The organism is Sphingobacterium bovistauri (assembly GCF_020295405.1).
GTDB classification, from domain to species: domain Bacteria; phylum Bacteroidota; class Bacteroidia; order Sphingobacteriales; family Sphingobacteriaceae; genus Sphingobacterium; species Sphingobacterium bovistauri.
This window is the reverse complement of sequence record NZ_JADEYP010000021.1, coordinates 55,143-74,548: the sequence shown is the minus strand read 5'-3', so window position 1 is coordinate 74,548 and position 19,406 is coordinate 55,143. Positions and strand designations below refer to the sequence as shown.

At 33.7% G+C, this 19,406-nt stretch carries 15 protein-coding genes; 7 read left to right on the top strand and 8 right to left on the bottom strand.

What is annotated here, in order from left to right:
- Positions 1-152: 152 nt before the first annotated feature.
- The 5 genes from rseP to IPZ78_RS11665 all read right to left on the bottom strand — a co-directional run bounded on the left by rseP (position 153) and on the right by IPZ78_RS11665 (position 6,213).
- Positions 153-1,457 (bottom strand): RIP metalloprotease RseP, encoded by a 1,305-nt coding sequence (gene rseP / locus IPZ78_RS11685; RefSeq protein WP_225553909.1) that lies wholly within the window; start codon positions 1,455-1,457, stop codon positions 153-155.
- An 8-nt stretch (positions 1,458-1,465) separates the two neighbouring features.
- Positions 1,466-2,635 (bottom strand): 1-deoxy-D-xylulose-5-phosphate reductoisomerase, encoded by a 1,170-nt coding sequence (locus IPZ78_RS11680; RefSeq protein WP_225553907.1) that lies wholly within the window; start codon positions 2,633-2,635, stop codon positions 1,466-1,468.
- 13 nt (positions 2,636-2,648) lie between these two features.
- Complete coding sequence (locus IPZ78_RS11675) at positions 2,649-3,440, bottom strand: hypothetical protein (protein WP_225553905.1); 792 nt, start codon at positions 3,438-3,440, stop codon at positions 2,649-2,651.
- Positions 3,441-3,600: 160 nt separating this feature from the next.
- Positions 3,601-5,745, bottom strand: a complete 2,145-nt coding sequence (locus IPZ78_RS11670; protein WP_225553903.1) for a S9 family peptidase — start codon at positions 5,743-5,745, stop codon at positions 3,601-3,603.
- 129 nt (positions 5,746-5,874) lie between these two features.
- On the bottom strand, positions 5,875-6,213 hold the full coding sequence (locus tag IPZ78_RS11665) for a DUF3276 family protein (protein WP_225553901.1): 339 nt from the start codon (positions 6,211-6,213) through the stop codon (positions 5,875-5,877).
- A 247-nt stretch (positions 6,214-6,460) separates the two neighbouring features.
- Here IPZ78_RS11665 and IPZ78_RS11660 point away from each other — a divergent pair, with 247 nt between their 5' ends.
- From IPZ78_RS11660 to IPZ78_RS11630, 7 genes are all read left to right on the top strand, one after another.
- Entirely contained in the window at positions 6,461-7,333 is an 873-nt protein-coding gene (locus IPZ78_RS11660) for a LiaF transmembrane domain-containing protein (RefSeq protein WP_225553898.1), read from the top strand.
- A gap of 26 nt (positions 7,334-7,359) precedes the next feature.
- Complete coding sequence (locus IPZ78_RS11655; protein WP_225553896.1) at positions 7,360-8,385, top strand: sensor histidine kinase; 1,026 nt, start codon at positions 7,360-7,362, stop codon at positions 8,383-8,385.
- Entirely contained in the window at positions 8,378-9,115 is a 738-nt protein-coding gene (locus IPZ78_RS11650) for a LytR/AlgR family response regulator transcription factor (protein ID WP_225553894.1), read from the top strand. Before IPZ78_RS11655 ends, IPZ78_RS11650 begins: the two co-directional genes overlap by 8 nt.
- Positions 9,116-9,139: 24 nt before the next feature.
- Positions 9,140-10,573, top strand: a complete 1,434-nt coding sequence (locus IPZ78_RS11645; protein ID WP_225553892.1) for a serine hydrolase domain-containing protein — start codon at positions 9,140-9,142, stop codon at positions 10,571-10,573.
- An 81-nt stretch (positions 10,574-10,654) separates the two neighbouring features.
- Positions 10,655-11,230, top strand: coding sequence for a phosphoribosylglycinamide formyltransferase (gene purN, locus IPZ78_RS11640; protein WP_225553890.1), 576 nt, complete (start codon positions 10,655-10,657; stop codon positions 11,228-11,230).
- 482 nt (positions 11,231-11,712) lie between these two features.
- Positions 11,713-13,239, top strand: a complete 1,527-nt coding sequence (purH, locus tag IPZ78_RS11635) for a bifunctional phosphoribosylaminoimidazolecarboxamide formyltransferase/IMP cyclohydrolase (RefSeq protein ID WP_225553889.1) — start codon at positions 11,713-11,715, stop codon at positions 13,237-13,239.
- A 139-nt stretch (positions 13,240-13,378) separates the two neighbouring features.
- A complete protein-coding gene (locus IPZ78_RS11630) occupies positions 13,379-14,257 on the top strand; it encodes a DUF2971 domain-containing protein (protein ID WP_225553887.1) in 879 nt (292 codons plus the stop codon).
- A gap of 314 nt (positions 14,258-14,571) precedes the next feature.
- On the opposite strand, the gene IPZ78_RS11625 is transcribed toward IPZ78_RS11630, so the two are convergent.
- The 3 genes from IPZ78_RS11625 to IPZ78_RS11615 are packed head-to-tail and all read right to left on the bottom strand — an operon-like array spanning position 14,572 to position 19,405.
- Positions 14,572-17,988 (bottom strand): sulfatase-like hydrolase/transferase, encoded by a 3,417-nt coding sequence (locus tag IPZ78_RS11625; RefSeq protein ID WP_225553885.1) that lies wholly within the window; start codon positions 17,986-17,988, stop codon positions 14,572-14,574.
- Positions 17,985-19,049 (bottom strand): HEAT repeat domain-containing protein, encoded by a 1,065-nt coding sequence (locus IPZ78_RS11620; protein ID WP_225553883.1) that lies wholly within the window; start codon positions 19,047-19,049, stop codon positions 17,985-17,987. Before IPZ78_RS11620 ends, IPZ78_RS11625 begins: the two co-directional genes overlap by 4 nt.
- The gene (locus IPZ78_RS11615) at positions 19,049-19,405 is read right to left on the bottom strand and encodes a response regulator transcription factor (protein WP_225553881.1); all 357 of its coding nucleotides are present in this window, start codon (positions 19,403-19,405) and stop codon (positions 19,049-19,051) included. The genes IPZ78_RS11620 and IPZ78_RS11615 overlap by 1 nt, the downstream gene beginning before the upstream one ends.
- Between the last annotated feature and the right edge of the window lies 1 nt (position 19,406).

Below are 19,406 nucleotides of genomic sequence, written 5' to 3'. Positions count from 1 at the left end.
ATTGTACTTTCATATCGTTTTTTGGGTGCACCTCAATTTACAAAAAATTGAGGACAAAAAACATAAGCCCCGCCATTATTTTTTAATGACGGGGCTCTTTAATTAACAGACCTTTTTAGACAGCCTCTTCTTATTTTATAAAAAGATCTTTATTACCATTTTAAAATATCATTTCCGAATGTAAACAACATCAAGGCAATCAAAATGAAAAATCCAATCATTTGAGCTGTTTCTAGAAATTTATCACTTAACGGTTTACCCTGAATCATCTCTATAAGCAAGAATACAACGTGACCACCATCTAATGCAGGGATTGGTAATAAGTTCATAAACGCTAACGCCATTGACAACATACCTACCAAATTCCAAAAACGAGACCAATCTACTTCGCCGCCAAACATTTTAGCAATTCCCACCGGCCCAGAAAGTGCCTTATCTGCTCTCACCTCACCTTTGAAAATTTTACCAAATCCTTTGATATTATCTGTTACTACTGAGAAAGCTTTAGATGCACCCATAGGTAAAGATTCAGCAAATGAATAACTACGCATCACGACTGGTAAATTAGAAAAGCCTAACTTACTTGAAGTATCTGCAGCTGCTACCAACTGTAAAGAATCTGTCCCACGAATGATATCAAGTTTGATTTCTTTACCCTTATTTTTAACCATTTCATCTTGGAAGGCATCTAAGCGCTCAACTTTTACTCCGTTAATAGATACAATACTATCGCCTTTTTGCAATCCCATCTTAGCTGCTCTTGTATCATCCGCAACAGTTTCGACAGGCAACATTTTGAATAATGGTGTCACAAATTCATTTTTCTTATGATCTGCAACATCATTCAACATCGTCGCTGGTAGCGTAATATCCATAGTTTTACCCTGACGATCAACTTTCAAAACGGCATCGCCCATTAAAACTTCAGAAGTCATTAAATCCTTCAGAAATAAGTTAGCTGGGTTCCCATTTACTGCGATAATTTTGTCCCCTTCTACAAGACCAATCTTCTCCCCTATAATACCAGGTTTAACCCCCCAAAGTTTGGTGTTATCAAAATCCGAATCACCATATTTGAAAATTAACATCCAAAAAACTAAAATACCGACAATCACATTCACAATAATGCCACCTAGCATAACTATAAGTCTTTGCCAAGCTGGTTTAGAACGAAATTCCCACGGTTTTGGTTCTTGTTTTAATTGCTCTGTATCCATAGACTCGTCTATCATACCAGCAATTTTTACATAACCACCCAAAGGCAACCAGCCAATACCGTATTCGCAATCTTTATATTTGAATTTGAATAATTTTACACCCCATGCATCGAAGAAAAGATAAAACTTTTCGACTTTAATACCAAACGCACGTGCCGCTAAGAAATGTCCTAATTCGTGAAGTATAATTAAAATAGATAAAGCCAGAATAACCTGCCCCACCATCACTAATGTTCCCATTTATTTTTCTAATTTTTATGTTTTATTTTATTGATTAAATCTTGTGCCACAATTCTACTTTCACTGTCGTACGCAATATAATCATCCAAACTTAAGTTATTTGTATTTTTTATATGACATAATGTCTCCTCTAAAATTGATGACATACCCAAAAATGACACCTTATCTTCTAAAAATGCCGCGACAGCAACCTCATTTGCAGCATTCAATACACAACAACGATTTCCTCCTTCTGCTAATGCATCGTACGCTAACTGCAAATTACGGAATGTAGTTAAATCCGGCTTTTCAAAAGAAAAATTAGTATAATCTATAAAATCAAAACGTTTGAATGTATTTTTATATCGCTCAGGATACGTTAACGCATATTGTATAGGCAATTTCATATCTGGCAATCCCATTTGCGCCTTCATCGAGCCATCTTCAAATTGGACTATCGAATGAATAATAGATTGAGGATGTACGATGACATCTATTTGATTGATTTCTAAATCAAACAACCATTTAGCCTCTATTACTTCCAACCCCTTATTCATTAACGAAGCAGAGTCAATGGTAATTTTAGCTCCCATAGACCAATTGGGATGTTTTAGTGCCTGTGCCTTTCCTACATGCTGTAATTGATCTTTTGTCCAACCTCTAAATGGACCACCAGATGCCGTAAGATAAATTTTCTCGATGGGACTAGGCTCCCCTACTAAACACTGAAAAATAGCTGAATGTTCTGAATCTACAGGCAACATCTTTACGTTATGCTCCTTAACTAGATTCATGATTAATTCACCACTCACCACGAGAGTTTCTTTATTCGCTAATGCAATATCTTTCCCACAAGTGATCGCACGAACAGTAGGACGAAGTCCAGCAGAACCTACAATAGCGTTCAAAACTACATCTATCTCTTCCAGTTCTACCGCATCTACCAATGCTTCAACACCAGACATTACTTCAATAGTTGTGTGTGCTAATGCTTCTTTGACGTTACTATAAAGTGCTTCATTAATAATAACGACTATTTTAGGATTAAATTCTAAAGCTTGCTTTATTAATAAATCAGCATTATTACTTGCTGTCAATACTGAAATTTCAAACTTATCATAAAATTCTCGAGCAACATCTAAAGCCTGTGTACCGATACTTCCTGTAGAACCTAATATGGCAATATTCTTTTTCTCCAAAACGTCCCTCTTCTTATATAATATTTTTCAATAACTCTGGATCGTCGCTACCCTTGTATTCTCTAATCATATCTACATAAGCTACAGCCAAAACTAAACTCACGGAAGGAATAATTACGAACGTATTGATAGCACTCATTATTTTTGCAAAAATACTGTAATCCATATATTCAAAAAACAATTGACCTACATATGTCGAAGCCAAAATTGCCATTAAGATAAGTAAATTGATAGTATTTCCACGGGTGAAGGCTATACTTAATTTTATTGATCGTATGAACCCATAGTTATTTTCTAATATAAAAAAGGGGAAAAATGATATCCTTATCAGAATAAACATCATTATAACACCTGTCAATAATGGGTTTATCTCATAGGCTATAGTATCCATCTTCACACCTATGTACAACAAAGGCATACACAAAATCGCACATACTAAATAAGCTAATCCTGTGATTAAAGAATAACTTAATAGTCCAAATATAAAATGCAAAAATTGTTTTGTAGAAGGGATATAAAACCGTAATTCAGTCTTTTCTATGTTTTTAGCCAATAAAATAGCTCTTTTGATCAATACCAATTGAAGCCCAAAAAACAAAATTACAAAAATCAACAATAACAAAAATCGAATACCGCTACCAGTCATATCACTTAGATAAATAGCTAAATACGTCGATAAATTATTAGTGACAAATAGTAAAAAACATAACCCCGCAACAGAAATATAATGCTTTTTCAGAATATTAAGTGCTCTAAAAAAAACATCATTAGCACGAAAAGTACTTTCTTTTAAAAATTCTAACATGTTGATTAATAATACTGCAAATATGATATATTTTTTTGGATTACGGCAATGAAAATCGCTTTAGATAAAGTGTTTTTTTTCAACCAAGCATAGATTTATTAACATTCTTACACTAAATAAGAAATGCCTCACTTGAGTGAGGCATTTAACAATATATCATTTAATTAAACTCCTTGGGAACAGACTTTTCTAAAAGATTTTCATAATAGAAACGCACACGTTCTTTGAAATCATATTTTAGTTTAGAACGGTTCCAGCCATGTCTACTACCTGGATATATCATGAATTCAAATGGAACATCACGATCTGTCAACGCATCTACTAACTGAATTGCATTCTGCATATGTACGTTATCATCCATATCTCCATGCAAAATACGTAATCCACCTTTGTATTTATCTACATAAGTAAGGATAGAACCATTTTTATATCCTTCAGGGTTATCTTGTGGTGTATCCATCCAACGCTCTGTATAGTGTGTATCATACAAATCCCAACTTGTAACTGGCGCTCCCGCAATCCCATAATCAAAGTAATCAGAGCCTTTTGTCAAAGCAAGACATGTCATATATCCGCCATAGCTATGTCCTGTGATAAGTAATTTATTCTTTTTAACCCAAGCCTTAGCCTTCAACCATTTTGCAACAGTGATATAGTCGACTAATTCCCAATTACCCAAATCACGATGCATCCATGCGACTCCCTGTTTGCCATAATGTCCTGAAGCTCGGTGATCACATTCGATTTGAATAATTCCTTCATTTGCCCAATGTTGAGACATACCACCATAAGGACTTGAAGTTGTATTTTTCCAAGAATTTTTAACAGAACCAGCATCTGGACCTCCATATATACTCATTATCACAGGATACTCTTTCGATTCATCAAAATCAACAGGATAAGTGATATTAATTGGTAAATCGAACTTACCATCATCAGATTTTATTGTAAAATATTCAGTTTTACCTATCTTATAAGCATCAAAATCAGCTGACTTAGCATTAGCCAATTCTTTAATTACTTTACCTTTATTATCTACTAATGCTACTTGAGGAGGTGTATTTACATTTGAATAAGTAGTGATAAAATATTTACCATTTGGCGATACAGCAACTTGGTGTGTGTAGTTGCCAAATGTCAAACGCTTAAGGTTTTTACCTGAATAATCAACACGGTATAGGTCTGAAGTTGCCGAATTTTCTTTTCGTGCTGTAAAATAAATTACTTTAGATTTTTCATCGATCAATTGCAAATTAGAAACTTGCCATTCTCCACTAGTAATGGAATTTAATAATTTCCCATCCAATGTGTACAAGTAATAATGTGCCCAACCGGTCTTATCAGACTTCAACACATAATGCTTGTTATCCGCAAGATAGGTAATCCGCTCATCATGATCTAAATTAATCCAGGTTGGTTGCTCTTCGTTATAAATCTCCTTTTTACTTCCAGACAACGGATTAACGCTGTAGAATTTCAAATTAGTTTGATCACGGTTCATCCATTGCACCATAATAGATTGACTATTGTAACTCCAATAAGGTTCACCAAAATATTGATCGTCTTTTTGATTAAAATCAGCCCACACCACATTTTTGTCCTCGACTTTCACAAAACCAACTTTTACTTCAGGATTACTCTGTCCAGCTTTTGGATACCTAGTCTGTTCTAAATAACCGTTTTGTCCCTTCGAACTGTAAATAGGAAACATGGGAACTTTGGTATCATCAAATCGCATGAAAGCAATTTGTTTACTATCTGGAGACCACCAGAACGCTTTATAATTCGTAGCTCTACCTAATATCTCTTCATAATACACCCATGATGACCAACCATTATATATTACATCCGTACCATCAACAGTATATTGTGTCTCCAAACCATTATCTACCGAAATGCTGTATAAATTACTAGCACGAGTAAAAGCTACATATCTGCCATCTGGCGAAAGCGTAGGGTTTTGTTCGGCTAGATCTGGTGAATTAGTCAACCTTCTTTCTTGGCTATTAGGCAATTGGATATAAACATCATTATTCTTTACAACTACTCTAGTACTTTTATTATCAGTAGGAGTATATACTTCGCGTTGTCCTGTCAGCACGTTTACCTTATACGTACGATTATCTTCTCTACTTAATTCTAAGTAATGTTCATTATCAGCCCAACTGTTATACCCATTAATAGGTTTTGTAACGGTATTACTTCTTCCCCATGCTTCATCAAATGTTAATCTTTTCTGAGCTATTGATTCTGAGCCTACAAATAGTAGTCCCACAATAGCAAAATTAGTCCAATACTTTATCATATGTCATTTAATATACCTACGAAATTAACTGATTAATTAAGATTCTAAAGCAAAATAGTGTAACAATCTTTAAATCAAAAAAGCCACTTCATAGAGTGGCTTATAATATCTTTAGTGTAAAATTGAGTATTAGAAAGAAAAATTATCTTTAGTTGCGTACTCAGTATTACTTTCATAAGCAGAATCTTCTTGACTAGGTTCGTATCTTTTCTCTACGACTTCTTGGTTAGATTTGATGTACTCCACCACATCTGTCAACCCCTCTGCGAACTTTTCAAAATCTTCTTTGTATAAGAAAATTTTATGTTTGATAAACTGACCGTCTTCAAAACGCTTTTTACTCTCTGTAATCGTCACATAATAATCATTCGATCGTGTTGCTTTGACATCAAAAAAATAAGTACGTTTTCCAGCTCTCACCTTTTTTGAAAATACTTCTTCACGTTCTTTGTTTTCAAAATCTCCCATTAGTCTAGTAAGTATTTAAGTTTAAATCCTATATTTTAATGTCATAAATATATAATATATCTTATGAAAGAACCAAATTTTTTGTAAAAAATAATTATTTTTTTATAATAAAAATTTGAATTCATTTTTTTGAATGTATTTTTACCGATGAAATCACTTACTTTACCGATAAAGCAGCAAGAAATACCTAATTCTTATTTATTCAATTCACCTAGGTATATACTTTTGAGGTATAAATAAAAGAGTAATGGAAAAAACAACGCAAACAAATCACAACCCTCAATTACCACCGAGTAATAACAAATCAACTACTACTGTAGGGGCCATTATTATATTGTTTGGAATATTCTTACTATTAAACAACTTGGATTTAGATTTTCTATTTCCAGATTGGCTATTTAGTTTCCCAATGATCTTAATCATTATTGGGTTAGTGATAGGTATAAACTCTAAATTTGAGAAAAAATCTTCGTTGATTTTGTTAACGATAGGTGGAGTATTTCTGATGCGCAAGATTTTTGATGGATTTAACCCTTTTCAGATATTATTCCCTGCAATAGCAATTGTAATAGGTATTTATATCATCAATAGAAATAGAAAGGCGCCTACTATTCCTCCTATCCCGAATAACCCTCCTCCTACTCATCCAACAGATGAATTCGATTGGGACAAACGTGTAGTAAATCTGACAGACAGTGGAGATGCAAATAATTATTCACAAACAAATTCTTCTCAAGCAAATAATGAGCATACTGGACACCAGAATCAGTTTCAGTATGCTGAAAACTATTTAAAAGTTGATGCAATTTTTGGAAATTCAAACAAGATAATTCTTTCTAAGAATTTTTTAGGTGGTACAATCACAAATATCTTCGGGTCATCTGTAATTAATTTACTGCAAGCAGATATTACACAACCTGTAGTTATTGATACCTTCCAATTATTTGGTAGCACTAAAATTATTGTACCAGCACATTGGATGGTTACACCTTCAGTTTCTTCTATATTTGGGGATTTAGATGATCGAAGAATAATTATTAACCATCCGTATGATGAATCTAAGAAACTATACCTAACTGGAACTTCCCTTTTTGGTACAGTAACTATAAAAAATAGCTAAAGTAAATGTTTACATCTACCTTCAAAATGAATTCTAAAACAGCCTTAATCCACTTCAGTGTATGGATTATTTTTGTTTTATACTTTGCTATTTCTTATTTCTTATTGTGGTGGGAATTAAAACCTATTAAAATTTCTTTTTTAGAACCATTGATTAGCGCATTGACAATGGCTTTGTGTTGTTATTTGGTTTTTAGCTCCATGAAGTTTTACAACCCTAGCAAAAAACAATATTTTAAAATAATTGCCTTTTGCTTTACTTTGACAGTCATGAGCTTGGGTCTATCGATCTTCTGTATCTACCAATTTTTTGATGGTCCATCTTTAGTTCATTACTATCAAAAACTTCCTTATAAATTTATCATTAATTTTCTTGTCTTGTCATGCATGATGATTATAAACATTTTTTGGAATGTACAGGAGGAAGCATTAGAAAATGACAGGCGAAAATTAGAGTCAGAGCGTTTGGTTAGAGATGCTGAGCTATACAACTTGAGGCAGCAGCTCCAGCCTCACTTCTTATTTAATAGTTTGAACTCTATCATTGCATTGATCGGTGTTAAGCCAGATTTAGCAAAAAAAATGACTTTTCAATTGTCCGATTTCTTACGTGGTACGATGCGTAAAGATGATAAACAATTAATTCCATTAGCTGATGAAATCAAACACCTTGAACTATATCTGGAGATAGAAAAAGTAAGATTCGGTCATCGTCTGAAAACTAATTTTGAATATAAGGAGGAAGTCCTACAAGCCAAAGTACCAAGTATGATTATCCAGCCGATTATGGAGAATGCCATCAAACATGGATTGTACAATATTATAGGCGATGTGGATATCAACACTTTGATAGTCTTGGAAAACAATATGCTTACTATTGAAATTTCCAACCCTTACGATACAGATCAATTTTATAACAAGAAAGGAACAGGATTTGGTCTATCGAGTATTCAACGTCGCTTGTTTTTAATCTATAGTCGTACTGATTTATTACAAATTCGCAAAACAGAAAATCAATTCACCGCCATCATAAAAATACCACAACATGATTAAAGCAATTATTATAGATGATGAGCCTCTAGCTCGTATGATAATACATGAATACCTTCAAAAAGAAAGCGACGTTGAGATCGTTGCCGAATGTGGAGATGGTTTTCAAGGCGCCAAAGCTATTCAACAATTTAAACCAGATATCATTTTTTTGGATATACAAATGCCAAAATTGACAGGGTTTGAAATGCTGGAAATCTTGGATGAATTACCACACATAATTTTCACCACTGCCTTTGAAGAGTATGCTTTAAAAGCTTTTGAAAAAAATGCTGTTGATTATTTACTGAAACCAATATCTCAAGACAGATTCGAGCAGGCTATCGAAAAATTCAGATCGCTACACATTACCAAACAAAAGCAACAGGGTGTAAAAGCATTGAAAGAAGACCTAGAGGAAGAAACTTTAGAGCGCATTGTTGTAAAAAATGGCACACAAATTAAATTGATACCTGTTCAACAAATTATCTTTTTGGAAGCATATGATGATTATGTAAAAATACACACAAAAGATGGCATGTTCTTGAAGAACAAGACAATGTCATCTTTCGAAAAACAACTCGATCCAAAACAATTTGTCCGTGTACATCGCTCCTTTATTATAAAAGTGGATCAATTAGCCAAGATAGAGCCTATGGAAAAAGAAAGCTACAAAGGCATATTAATCAGTGGTGACAAGGTAAACATCAGTAAATCAGGATATGCGAGATTAAAACAAACAATTGGCTTATAACCAATTGTTTGTTAATTTTGCAGCATGAAACAAAAAACACTACTATTAGTATTCAATTTATTCATTATAATTTCTAGTATTTGGGCACAATCCCCAATTGAAAAGAGAAATAGAGCTGTTTATAATCGAATTGAATATTTTTTTAACACCCAAAATATAGACTCAATATATCATCTTGCATCAAGTGATTTTAAAAATAATATTAGTCTAGAAAATTTTAGAGGTTCAATTCAACCAGCGTTTAGCTTGGGTAAGATTAGAGAAGTAATGCCTGTTACTTTTTCTAATAACACCGCTGGTTATAATTTTCTTATAGGCAATCAGAATGCATCTTTACAACTTGCTATAGACTCAAATTACAATTATTATTACTTCTTACTCGATTATAAGCATATTCCAACAAAGAGAAAAGAAGCCGTAAAATCAGTTGTAAACAAACAAAATGCATTAGATTTTTATGTAGATTCTATAGCTCAAGCTTATCTTTCCAATTCAAACACAAAGTCTTTAGCCATTGGCGTAATCAATAAAAGTAGTGTAAATACTTTCTTTTACGGTCAGAATGAAGCGGGAAACAATACATCACTTCCTAACAGCAATACGCTTTATGAAATTGGTTCACTATCTAAAATTTTTACAGCTACATTGTTGGCTGACCTAGTCGAAAAAGGAACTGTTTCATTAGATGATAGCATTACGAATTTTTTACCTGATTCAATTGCTCAAAATCCTTTTCTTCAAAAAATAACACTTAAGCATTTAGCGAATCACACTTCTGGCCTACCGCGATTGCCTACAAATTTTGATAAAGTAGCAAAGTATACCGCTACTAATCCATATGCCAATTACTTGCGTAAAGATTTGTTTGAATATTTGAAAGGCTACAAATCAGAAGTTGAACCGGGTGAAATCTATACTTACAGCAACCTGGGCTATGGGCTATTGGGTGAGATAATAAGTATAATTACGACTAAATCATACACTCAAAATATAAAAGAAATCATAACAGATTCTTTGCGCATGCCTAATACGGTTGAGAAGATCAATCCTAAAACTCAAAAATTAACTAAAGTTTATTCAGAGGATGGTAACGAAGTTCCGACCTGGAATTTTCAAGCTATGACCGCAGCAGGATCATTAAAATCTACAATCAGTGATTTACTTCGTTTTGCACAATATCAATTCAAATTACCGGAGACCTCCTTGGAAAATGCAATGATGATGACTAGACAATTCACTTACTACCTACCTCCTAATACAGATATAGGCTTGGCTTGGCATATGAATATGGTCGATGATGTCATTCAGGTTTGGCATGGAGGAGCTACTGGCGGCAGTTCATCTTTTATTGGTTTAGTACCTGACAAAAAATCAGCCATCATCGTTCTTTCCAACTCTGCAATTTCAGTCGATGAAATTAGCAGTAAAATATTGAGTAAAATTGCTAATTTAAAATAATGGTTTACAATAAATACATGCTTTTCGGCAAATAACGAACTGAATGCTTATATTTGAAACCATAACATAACTAATAACAACGTGAAAAAACGCATTGCTATTTTCGCTTCAGGCTCAGGTTCAAATGCTCAAAAAATAATGGAGCATTTCAAATATGCTGATGACGCTGAAGTTTCTTTAGTACTTAGTAATAATCCTGATGCTTACGTTTTGCAACGAGCAGACAATTTCGAAATCCCCACACATATCTTCGATAGAAACGAATTCTATCAAACAGACAATGTCGTGGATATATTAAAACGATTAGATATTGACTTGGTCGTATTAGCTGGTTTTTTGTGGCTAGTTCCTGAAAATCTATTGAAGGCATATCCAAATAAAATCATCAACATCCATCCTGCTTTATTGCCAAAACATGGCGGCAAAGGTATGTATGGCGATCGTGTACATAAAGCGGTATTAGCTGCTGGTGATGAAGAACATGGTATTACGATTCACTTTGTGAATGAAAACTTTGACGAAGGCGAAGTAATATACCAAGGTCGATTCAAAGTAGAAAAAGACGATACCTTAGAAACTATTAAGTTCAAAGGGCAACAATTAGAGCATCTGCATTACCCGAAAGTAGTAGAGAATTTATTAAAGAAATATCATTAAAAAAACGCACCTTTTGGGTGTGTTTTTTGTTTTTTAACTTCTGTCGCCTCGCTCAAGCCGCAAAAGTCTCATACTTTCTTTCTTGATGACGAAAGTATGCAAAGCAATCAGGGCCTGGATATTTTGGCTAATATCATCTTGATTATGCTAAACAGATTTGAGCCGTTTCTTTTGGCAGGTGACATAGGAATATTTCAATACTATTACAATCCTTACAACTACTTAAATATCGCCTTAGCGGATCGGCAATAGCAAGAAAAGTGAGCCATTGTGCCGATTCGGTACAGCGATGATTTTTTGTTTCTTTTTATAAAAAAAGAAAGAGCCTGTCTGGCAGTGAAGACAAAGAGTCCTTTGGCATAGAGGGCTCAAATATTAAATATATAACAAAATCCTGCTTATTCATTTCAGCAAATAAATAGCTGCTATTCCTATGAAATATACTGTTTAATTTTTACCTTTGCTGCTCCAAATAAAAAACAATGAATCATCCTGTTAAGATCAAAAATGCATTAGTTTCTGTCTATTACAAAGACAATCTAGCCCCACTTATTCAATTATTAAACAAGTACGGAGTTACTTTCTACTCTACAGGCGGTACGGAAGCTTTTATCCGTGACTTAGGAATTGGTGTAGAGAAAGTCGAAGATTTGACAGGTTACCCTTCTATTTTAGGTGGCCGTGTGAAAACATTACACCCTAATGTATTTGGTGGTATCCTTTCTCGTCGTCCTTTGGCTGAAGACAAAGCACAAATTGACGAATATAACATCCCAGAAATAGACTTAGTAATCGTAGACTTATATCCATTTGAAGAAACAGTTGCTTCTGGTGCTTCGGAGCAGGACATTATTGAGAAAATCGACATCGGTGGTATCTCTTTGATTCGCGCAGCAGCTAAAAACTTCAACGATGTGGTTATTATTTCTTCGAAAAATGACTATACTGAATTAGAAGAAATCTTAGCAGCACAAGAAGGTGCTACTTCATTGGAGCAACGTAAGTCATTCGCTAAACGTGCTTTCAATACATCTTCGCACTACGATACAGCGATTTTCAACTATTTCAATCAAGAAGAGCCAATCGAAGTTTTCAAACAATCAGAGCAAAAAGCACAAGTATTGCGTTATGGAGAAAACCCACACCAAAAAGGTGTTTTCTTCGGTGATTTGGATGCGATGTTTGACAAATTGAATGGTAAAGAATTATCATACAACAATTTGGTAGACGTAGATGCGGCTGTAGCTATTGTTGACGAATTCCAAGAGCCTACTTTTGCGATCTTAAAACATACAAATGCTTGTGGTGTTGCCTCACGTGAGACTGTAAAACAAGCTTGGATCGATGCTTTAGCATGTGACCCAGTTTCGGCTTTCGGTGGTGTATTAATCACAAACGGTGAAGTTGATGGCGAAACGGCTACTGAAATCAACAAATTATTCTTCGAGGTATTGATCGCGCCTTCATATTCAGAAGAAGCTGTAGCTATCTTGACAGAAAAGAAAAACAGAATCATTTTACGTCGTAAAGAAGTGAAATTGCCTACGGAGCAATTCAAAACTTTATTGAACGGTGTAATCTTACAAGATAAAGACAATACGGTAGAAGGTCCTGAGCAAATGACTACAGTTACGAAAGTAGCGCCTACTGCTGCACAATTAGAAGACTTGTACTTCGCAAACAAAATCGTGAAGCACACGAAATCTAACACGATTGTATTTGCTAAAAACGGTACATTAATCACTTCAGGTGTAGGTCAAACTTCACGTGTAGACGCATTGAAACAAGCGATCGAAAAAGCAAAATCTTTCGGTTTTGACTTAGTAGGTTCTTCTATGGCATCAGATGCGTTCTTCCCTTTCCCTGACTGCGTCGAAATCGCTGGAGACAACGGAATTGCTGCAGTATTGCAACCAGGCGGTTCGATCAAAGACAAATTGTCTATCGAAATGGCAGACGAAAAAGGTTTGGCGATGGTAACTACAGGTGTTCGTCATTTCAAACACTAAGCTAAGTTTTATTAGGATAAAGAAAAGCTCAATCGAAAGATTGGGCTTTTTTGTTGTTACACAGTTATTTATTGAAATACAAAACATTTTGTATATTAGTTTATATAACTAATTATTATGTTAAAATAATAACCGAATTATGTCTAAAAAAACATTAGACTTATCAAATTATTTGAACTCGGATATACCTGAAAATCTTTATCATTATACTACAATACAAGGTTTTCAAGGAATAATTGAGAGTAGTGAAATTTGGATGAGTAATCTATTTTATCTAAATGATAAAAGTGAATATAAGCTAGGAGTGGAATTATTAAAAAAACATCTCAATATCTATAAAAATGGTTTTTCTGTTTTAAAAGCAACTAAGTATTTTGTTGAAGCATTGGAATCAGCAATTCAATATATAGAATCGAATGAATCGATATTTATTTTATCTCTAACAGCTAATAGTAATTTACTTAGTCAATGGCGTGGGTATACAAACAATGGCATTGGAATTAATATTGGATTCAAAAAAGATTTTTTCAAAAAAAATCAATTTAATATTTATAAATGCATTTATGATGTTGATGCACAAGATAAAATGATTTCGCATTTAGTTACAGAATCCATATTTATGTTTGTGGGTGTATGTCACACACAAGGTATTTTTGAAAATCAAGATAAATTTGAATTAAAAGAATTTGATAAAGCTGTAACAATTGTCGGCAATATATTCATGGATAGAGCGATACTAGCTTGTTCCTTGATAAAAAATTCACACTTTGTTGAAGAAGATGAATGGAGAGTAGTTTATTCTAATAAAGAATTAGATATAAATTTCTTGAATAGAAGTTTATATCTAAAACCTTATGTGAAGTTCCCCATTGAAAACATTGGTAGTATAATTTCAGAAATTAACATAGGACCTAATCCTGAACAAATTTTATGTGAAATATCAATTAAAGCATTTTTAAAAAAACATATAATCAACAATTGTAAAATAATTTGCTGCGATATACCATACAGAAATTAACTACAAATCAAACAAACTTGTAAGTTAAGTCGTTAAAAACTAAATGGGACAAATTAAGGCATCCTTTATAGTTTTAATGCAACCCAAACCTACACAAACACCCCAAAACTTCGTTGCACTGCTACAGCTAATTCCTGTACGTATATGGAGGGTTCCAGACCATCCGTCGTCATCCATGTTCTAGGCGCTGGATCAAATACTAACTTGTATTGTACTACGCTATTTTATAAAACAAACGCAAAAGTTCGTATTCTCAAAAAATTAAATATCGAACCTTTGAGGATAGCCTAAGGCAATAACCTTTTATTAACTAATCAATCTAAATTCTTATCAGATCCAAAAAAGCTATGGTAAATACTATCGGGAATCAATTTTTTATGTTCGATTAGTTGTTTGTTCTTATTATTAAAAATATCAAAACGCTTTTTTATCTCCGTATCAATTTTTTCATCTTTATAGACATCCTCATTAAGATGACCATCCAATTTATACATTGATCCTCTATTGAGGTAATAAGGTGAGAGAATATAATCTTCCAATTGATATTTACTTTGCATTATAGGTATACCACCTGATGCTCTTGAAGCCCCTTCGTGTAATCCCAATCCAAGCCATGTGACTTGACTAGGTGTTTGAATAGCGTAATTATTTCTATAGTATGCTATTATAGACGGAGCGACGTCAAAATGGCTAACAGTATGCCTGAATGTCGAAGTCTTAGTCAATAATGGAGAATAAACCAAGAGTGGTACATGATAACGATCAATCTTATTTTGCAAGGCAATTTCGGGCATACTATGATCACCCGTTATAATGAATATTGTATTTTCATAATCCGGGTTTGTTTTATATTCTGCAAAGAAATTTTGGAGAGCTTCGTCGGTATTCATAATAGATGCAAGTTCTTTTTTATAAGATAGTGCAGTTTCTTTCTGTTTACCATTAAGATTCAATCGCTCGATTTGCGTTTCTACTAATTTTTCATAGTACGCGTTGCGATTAATTAAAAATGGGCTATGAGACGATAAAGTCAAGACAACATTAAAATAAGGTTTATTGATAGCCCCTAACCCATTCAACATTTTATCAAATACAGCTTGATCTTCATACCCCCAGCTCTCACCACCTGACGACGGTAACTTATTATAAGTCGTTTCGAAAGATTTGAAATCTATTATATTATCAACTAAACTTGATTCAGCATATTTACTCATATAGTCGAAACTAGCGTCTCCTCCATAGAAAAAACTTGTCGTAAAATTATTATGCTTAAATATATTCCACAGATTGAAATGCAACGGAAATTGTTCTTGTTCCAAAAAACCATGTGCTGCAAAAGGCAAAGATCCTAATATCGTAGGCAACACAGAAAAAGTTCGCCCCGAGGAACTCAAATTATTTTCCCAATATAATGAATGACTTTTTAGAGAATCTATGAATGGTGTAAAATTACCTATATACCCTTTAGGAGAACTATATGCGTGTCCTAATCCCTCAACAACAATAATCACCAAATTAGGTATGCTAGGTGATTTTTGCATATAAGCCCCAAGTACATCTTGGGTTTCTTCCTGACGCATAAAAGGATAATCTGATTTTACTTCCTTTATCTCTGTATTAAAAAAGTTTATGTTGGCAAATGAAGAGTTTGCTAAATAATCATCAATATTAGATTTTAGGAAATAATTCCATTTACTGACACTAGCACTTTGCAACAAAGCACTACTTTTGAATTCAGGCGATAATTTATGTTCCGGAACAATAAACGCTATTATTCCTAGTAAAACCATAATCACACTTGGGTAGATGTACCACGCTTTGCGACTAGCTAAAATCAGAGGGATAAGACAGAGAGATGACACCAAAATTAATAAGGAAACATTACCTATATTTATCACTCCACTCGTTTCTAAAATTTGATTTACTTCTGCTGTACTATAATAAAACAAATCAGCGCCCAACAGATTATTAGATTGAACGAAATACAGAAATAAAACGAATTGAAACGTGACAACAAATGCAAAAACAGTACAGGCTAGCAATTTTGACCAAAAGCTATTCATGTAGTGCAAAATGAGATAAAGCAACCCTACAATTGTTAACAATTGAAAGGCAAAAAAGGTATTTTCTAAAAGTAATTGACCTATTGTAGATGGGAGAACATCAATTTCTAAATACTGCTGATACCACCAAATCTCTACCCCAACACTTAGCATATAAAGCGATAAGAATACACAACCAATGGGTGCATAACTTTTCAAACCCCAAGTTATTATATCAATATTTTTTTTCCAAAAGCTTTCTTTCAATTCTGAATGTTGAAATCCTTGGCGTGTCATTTCTCCCCAACCATGTTGCTTTTTGAAATAATCTCTGACACCAGAAACACCTGCAATTACTACTGTACTATGAAAGAAAAAAGGCTCTAATACGGCCGTCAAAAGCAATGTGGATAGATCCTTCCTTTTGGTATACACCTGATCTGTCAATAAATCTACAAGAATTGCATAGATAGAATAAAGAATACCTGATGCCAAGACTAAAGAAACCAATACAAAAAAGAACGGCCAATTAATAATACCTAACAACAAAAAGATAATCAACAAGCAATATCCAGTAAATTCAACCACAGACCCCAAAAGTTCAAAAAAGAACCAATAAGGAAGACTTACCATACCCAATTTTCCATATTTAGGGTTAAACATCAATTTACGATGTTTCCAAAGCATCTCTATCGTACCTCTCATCCAGCGATTGCGCTGTTTTTTTAGTATGGCCTTAGACTCTGGCACTTCAGTCCAACATAATGGATCGGGAATATTAATGACTTTATATTTTTCGTTTTGGTCTTCCATATACCGACGCATACGTACCACTAGCTCCATATCTTCGCCTACGGTATTACTGTCATATCCACCGCAAGCCAAAACAATTTCTTTATCAAAGGCACCAAATGCTCCTGATATTAATATCAATCCAGAAGCACGAGACCAAGCCATTCTCCCCAACACAAATGCTCTTATGTATTCTAGCGCTTGAAATCGACCAATCCACGTTTTTGGTAAATTGACATCGACAACCTTTCCATTTTCTACACGACAATTATTTGCCAAACGTATCACCCCCCCACATGCAATCAGACGCTCTTCAGTCTGCTCCAAGAATGGTTTTGCCAGTTTCAAGAGGGCATCTTGTTCGAGAATACAATCTACATCAATACAAACAATATACTGTCCTTTTGAAATATTGATACCTACGTTCAGTGCATCCGCTTTTCCTCCATTAACTTTATCTACGACTGTCAATCGACGAAAAGCACGGTTCTCACTCTTATAAACTCCGCGAATAGACTTCGTAGAAATAACTTCTTCCACATGATAAGCTATTCCTTTCAAATCATAGGCCTCAATTAATTTTTCTATTGAGTCATCTTTACTTCCATCATTTACAATGATAATCTCCAAATTAGGATAATATAAGGATAGTAGAGAGCGAACATTATCGACTATAGTCATCCCCTCATTGTAAGCTGGAGCAATGACACTAAAACTGGGTGTATTGCTATTAGTCGCTATAAGATTATAATCAGTGTGTTGATTTTCAGATCCGTACCTTTTTAATGCACCAAAAGCATATATTCCTACCCAACAATATATAATGAATATAAAAGCCGAATAAAGCAAGAATATCCATACAATAATTTCATATATCAAATGCAAATTTTCAATCATATCCTTACAGCTAGTGCATGTTTAATTATTGAGTGAATATGTTCATTACTTACCTCCTCATTCATTAAATCTTGTAGGTATTTCTTTTCTTTGAATTCTATTAAGGTCTCTGCGGCAATAATTTGCAATGATGGTTTCCCTTCAATTAATTCAATCTTCAAAAAATCAATACTATTCTTATTTTTCGATTTCCTTATCGCATGTAGAATAGCTTTCTTAACATTAAGAATCTGTTGGCCATAAATTTGGGTAAACAGAGGAAAAGTCCTTTCGGTCTCAATATCATGCAATGTTCGAACTGCCAATATTCGAACAATACTATTGGGGTGCTCTAACAATGTCGCTACCTCGTCATGAAAAGCAACAATACGAAATTTTCTTATTAAGGATAACACAAATGATATTACTGAAATATTGCTATGAGAAAGAAGTGAACTTATAAAACTATATGACGTAGCAGGAACTTCAGAAATAGAATTTAATAATCTGAGTTGTTGCCACTCAGAGATAGGTGTGTGCAATAAGTTTAAAAATTCAAGACCTTTAAAATCTTTAAACCGTACCATGGCGTATTGAGCTTCAGCCACGACAAAAGGGTTGGGATTATTGAGTAATAATTGAATATCACCAAGTGCATCCTCTACCCGCATAGTTGTTAATGCTTCTATACCTTGCACTTTTTTGAAACTGTCTTTATGATTCAAATATGCCCATGCAAAATCCTTAAGGTTTAAAGTATGAAATATTTCTATCAAAACCCTATAAGCATCACCACTAAACTTTTTTTCTGACTCAATTAATACGGAAAGAAAAGTATCTCTAAAGTTCTTATTTGGCAACAAATCTTTCAATTCAACATCATCTTGAATATGATGACTTCCATTTAAAATAGCTAATAAAATCTTTGTTTCAATAAGTGTAGTCCATTTTCTCCTACTACTTAACAATTGATAATTTCTATATCCATATCCCATTACCAAGAGGATCAAAATGAATACGATTATTAATAAAGTCAGAAATACTAAAGTTAACTCATTGATGCTGCCAAATAGTAAGTTCATTATTTACGAATTAATCTTTTCACCCGAATAATTAATTCATTTGGGCTAAAAGGTTTGACCATAAAATCAGAAGCTCCCAAGTCAAATGCTTCGACTACGACATCCTCCTGACCTAAACTCGATAAAACCATAATCTGAGGTGGTCTATCCATTTGTTGTACAGCAGATAATATTTCGATCCCAGATGCAAATGGCATCATAATATCAGTAATTACTAAATCAGGCTCTTTTTGAATAATCATCTCTATAGCCTCTTTACCATTACGAGTAAGTATAACTTCAAATTCTTCTTTTAACAATTTGTGCTCTATCGTTTTTAAGATTAATTCGTCATCTTCCGCAATTAAAACCAACATA

Bases quoted from the DNA above. Each gene is read 5' to 3' on its own strand.
- rseP (WP_225553909.1), bottom strand. From the start codon at position 1,457: ATGGGAACATTAGTGATGGTGGGGCAGGTTATTCTGGCTTTATCTATT.
- IPZ78_RS11675 (WP_225553905.1), bottom strand. From the start codon at position 3,440: ATGTTAGAATTTTTAAAAGAAAGTACTTTTCGTGCTAATGATGTTTTT.
- IPZ78_RS11670 (WP_225553903.1), bottom strand. From the start codon at position 5,745: ATGATAAAGTATTGGACTAATTTTGCTATTGTGGGACTACTATTTGTA.
- IPZ78_RS11665 (WP_225553901.1), bottom strand. From the start codon at position 6,213: ATGGGAGATTTTGAAAACAAAGAACGTGAAGAAGTATTTTCAAAAAAG.
- IPZ78_RS11660 (WP_225553898.1), top strand. From the start codon at position 6,461: ATGGAAAAAACAACGCAAACAAATCACAACCCTCAATTACCACCGAGT.
- IPZ78_RS11655 (WP_225553896.1), top strand. From the start codon at position 7,360: ATGAATTCTAAAACAGCCTTAATCCACTTCAGTGTATGGATTATTTTT.
- IPZ78_RS11650 (WP_225553894.1), top strand. From the start codon at position 8,378: ATGATTAAAGCAATTATTATAGATGATGAGCCTCTAGCTCGTATGATA.
- IPZ78_RS11645 (WP_225553892.1), top strand. From the start codon at position 9,140: ATGAAACAAAAAACACTACTATTAGTATTCAATTTATTCATTATAATT.
- purH (WP_225553889.1), top strand. From the start codon at position 11,713: ATGAATCATCCTGTTAAGATCAAAAATGCATTAGTTTCTGTCTATTAC.
- IPZ78_RS11630 (WP_225553887.1), top strand. From the start codon at position 13,379: ATGTCTAAAAAAACATTAGACTTATCAAATTATTTGAACTCGGATATA.
- IPZ78_RS11625 (WP_225553885.1), bottom strand. From the start codon at position 17,988: ATGATTGAAAATTTGCATTTGATATATGAAATTATTGTATGGATATTC.
- IPZ78_RS11620 (WP_225553883.1), bottom strand. From the start codon at position 19,049: ATGAACTTACTATTTGGCAGCATCAATGAGTTAACTTTAGTATTTCTG.
- IPZ78_RS11615 (WP_225553881.1), bottom strand. From the start codon at position 19,405: ATGTTGGTTTTAATTGCGGAAGATGACGAATTAATCTTAAAAACGATA.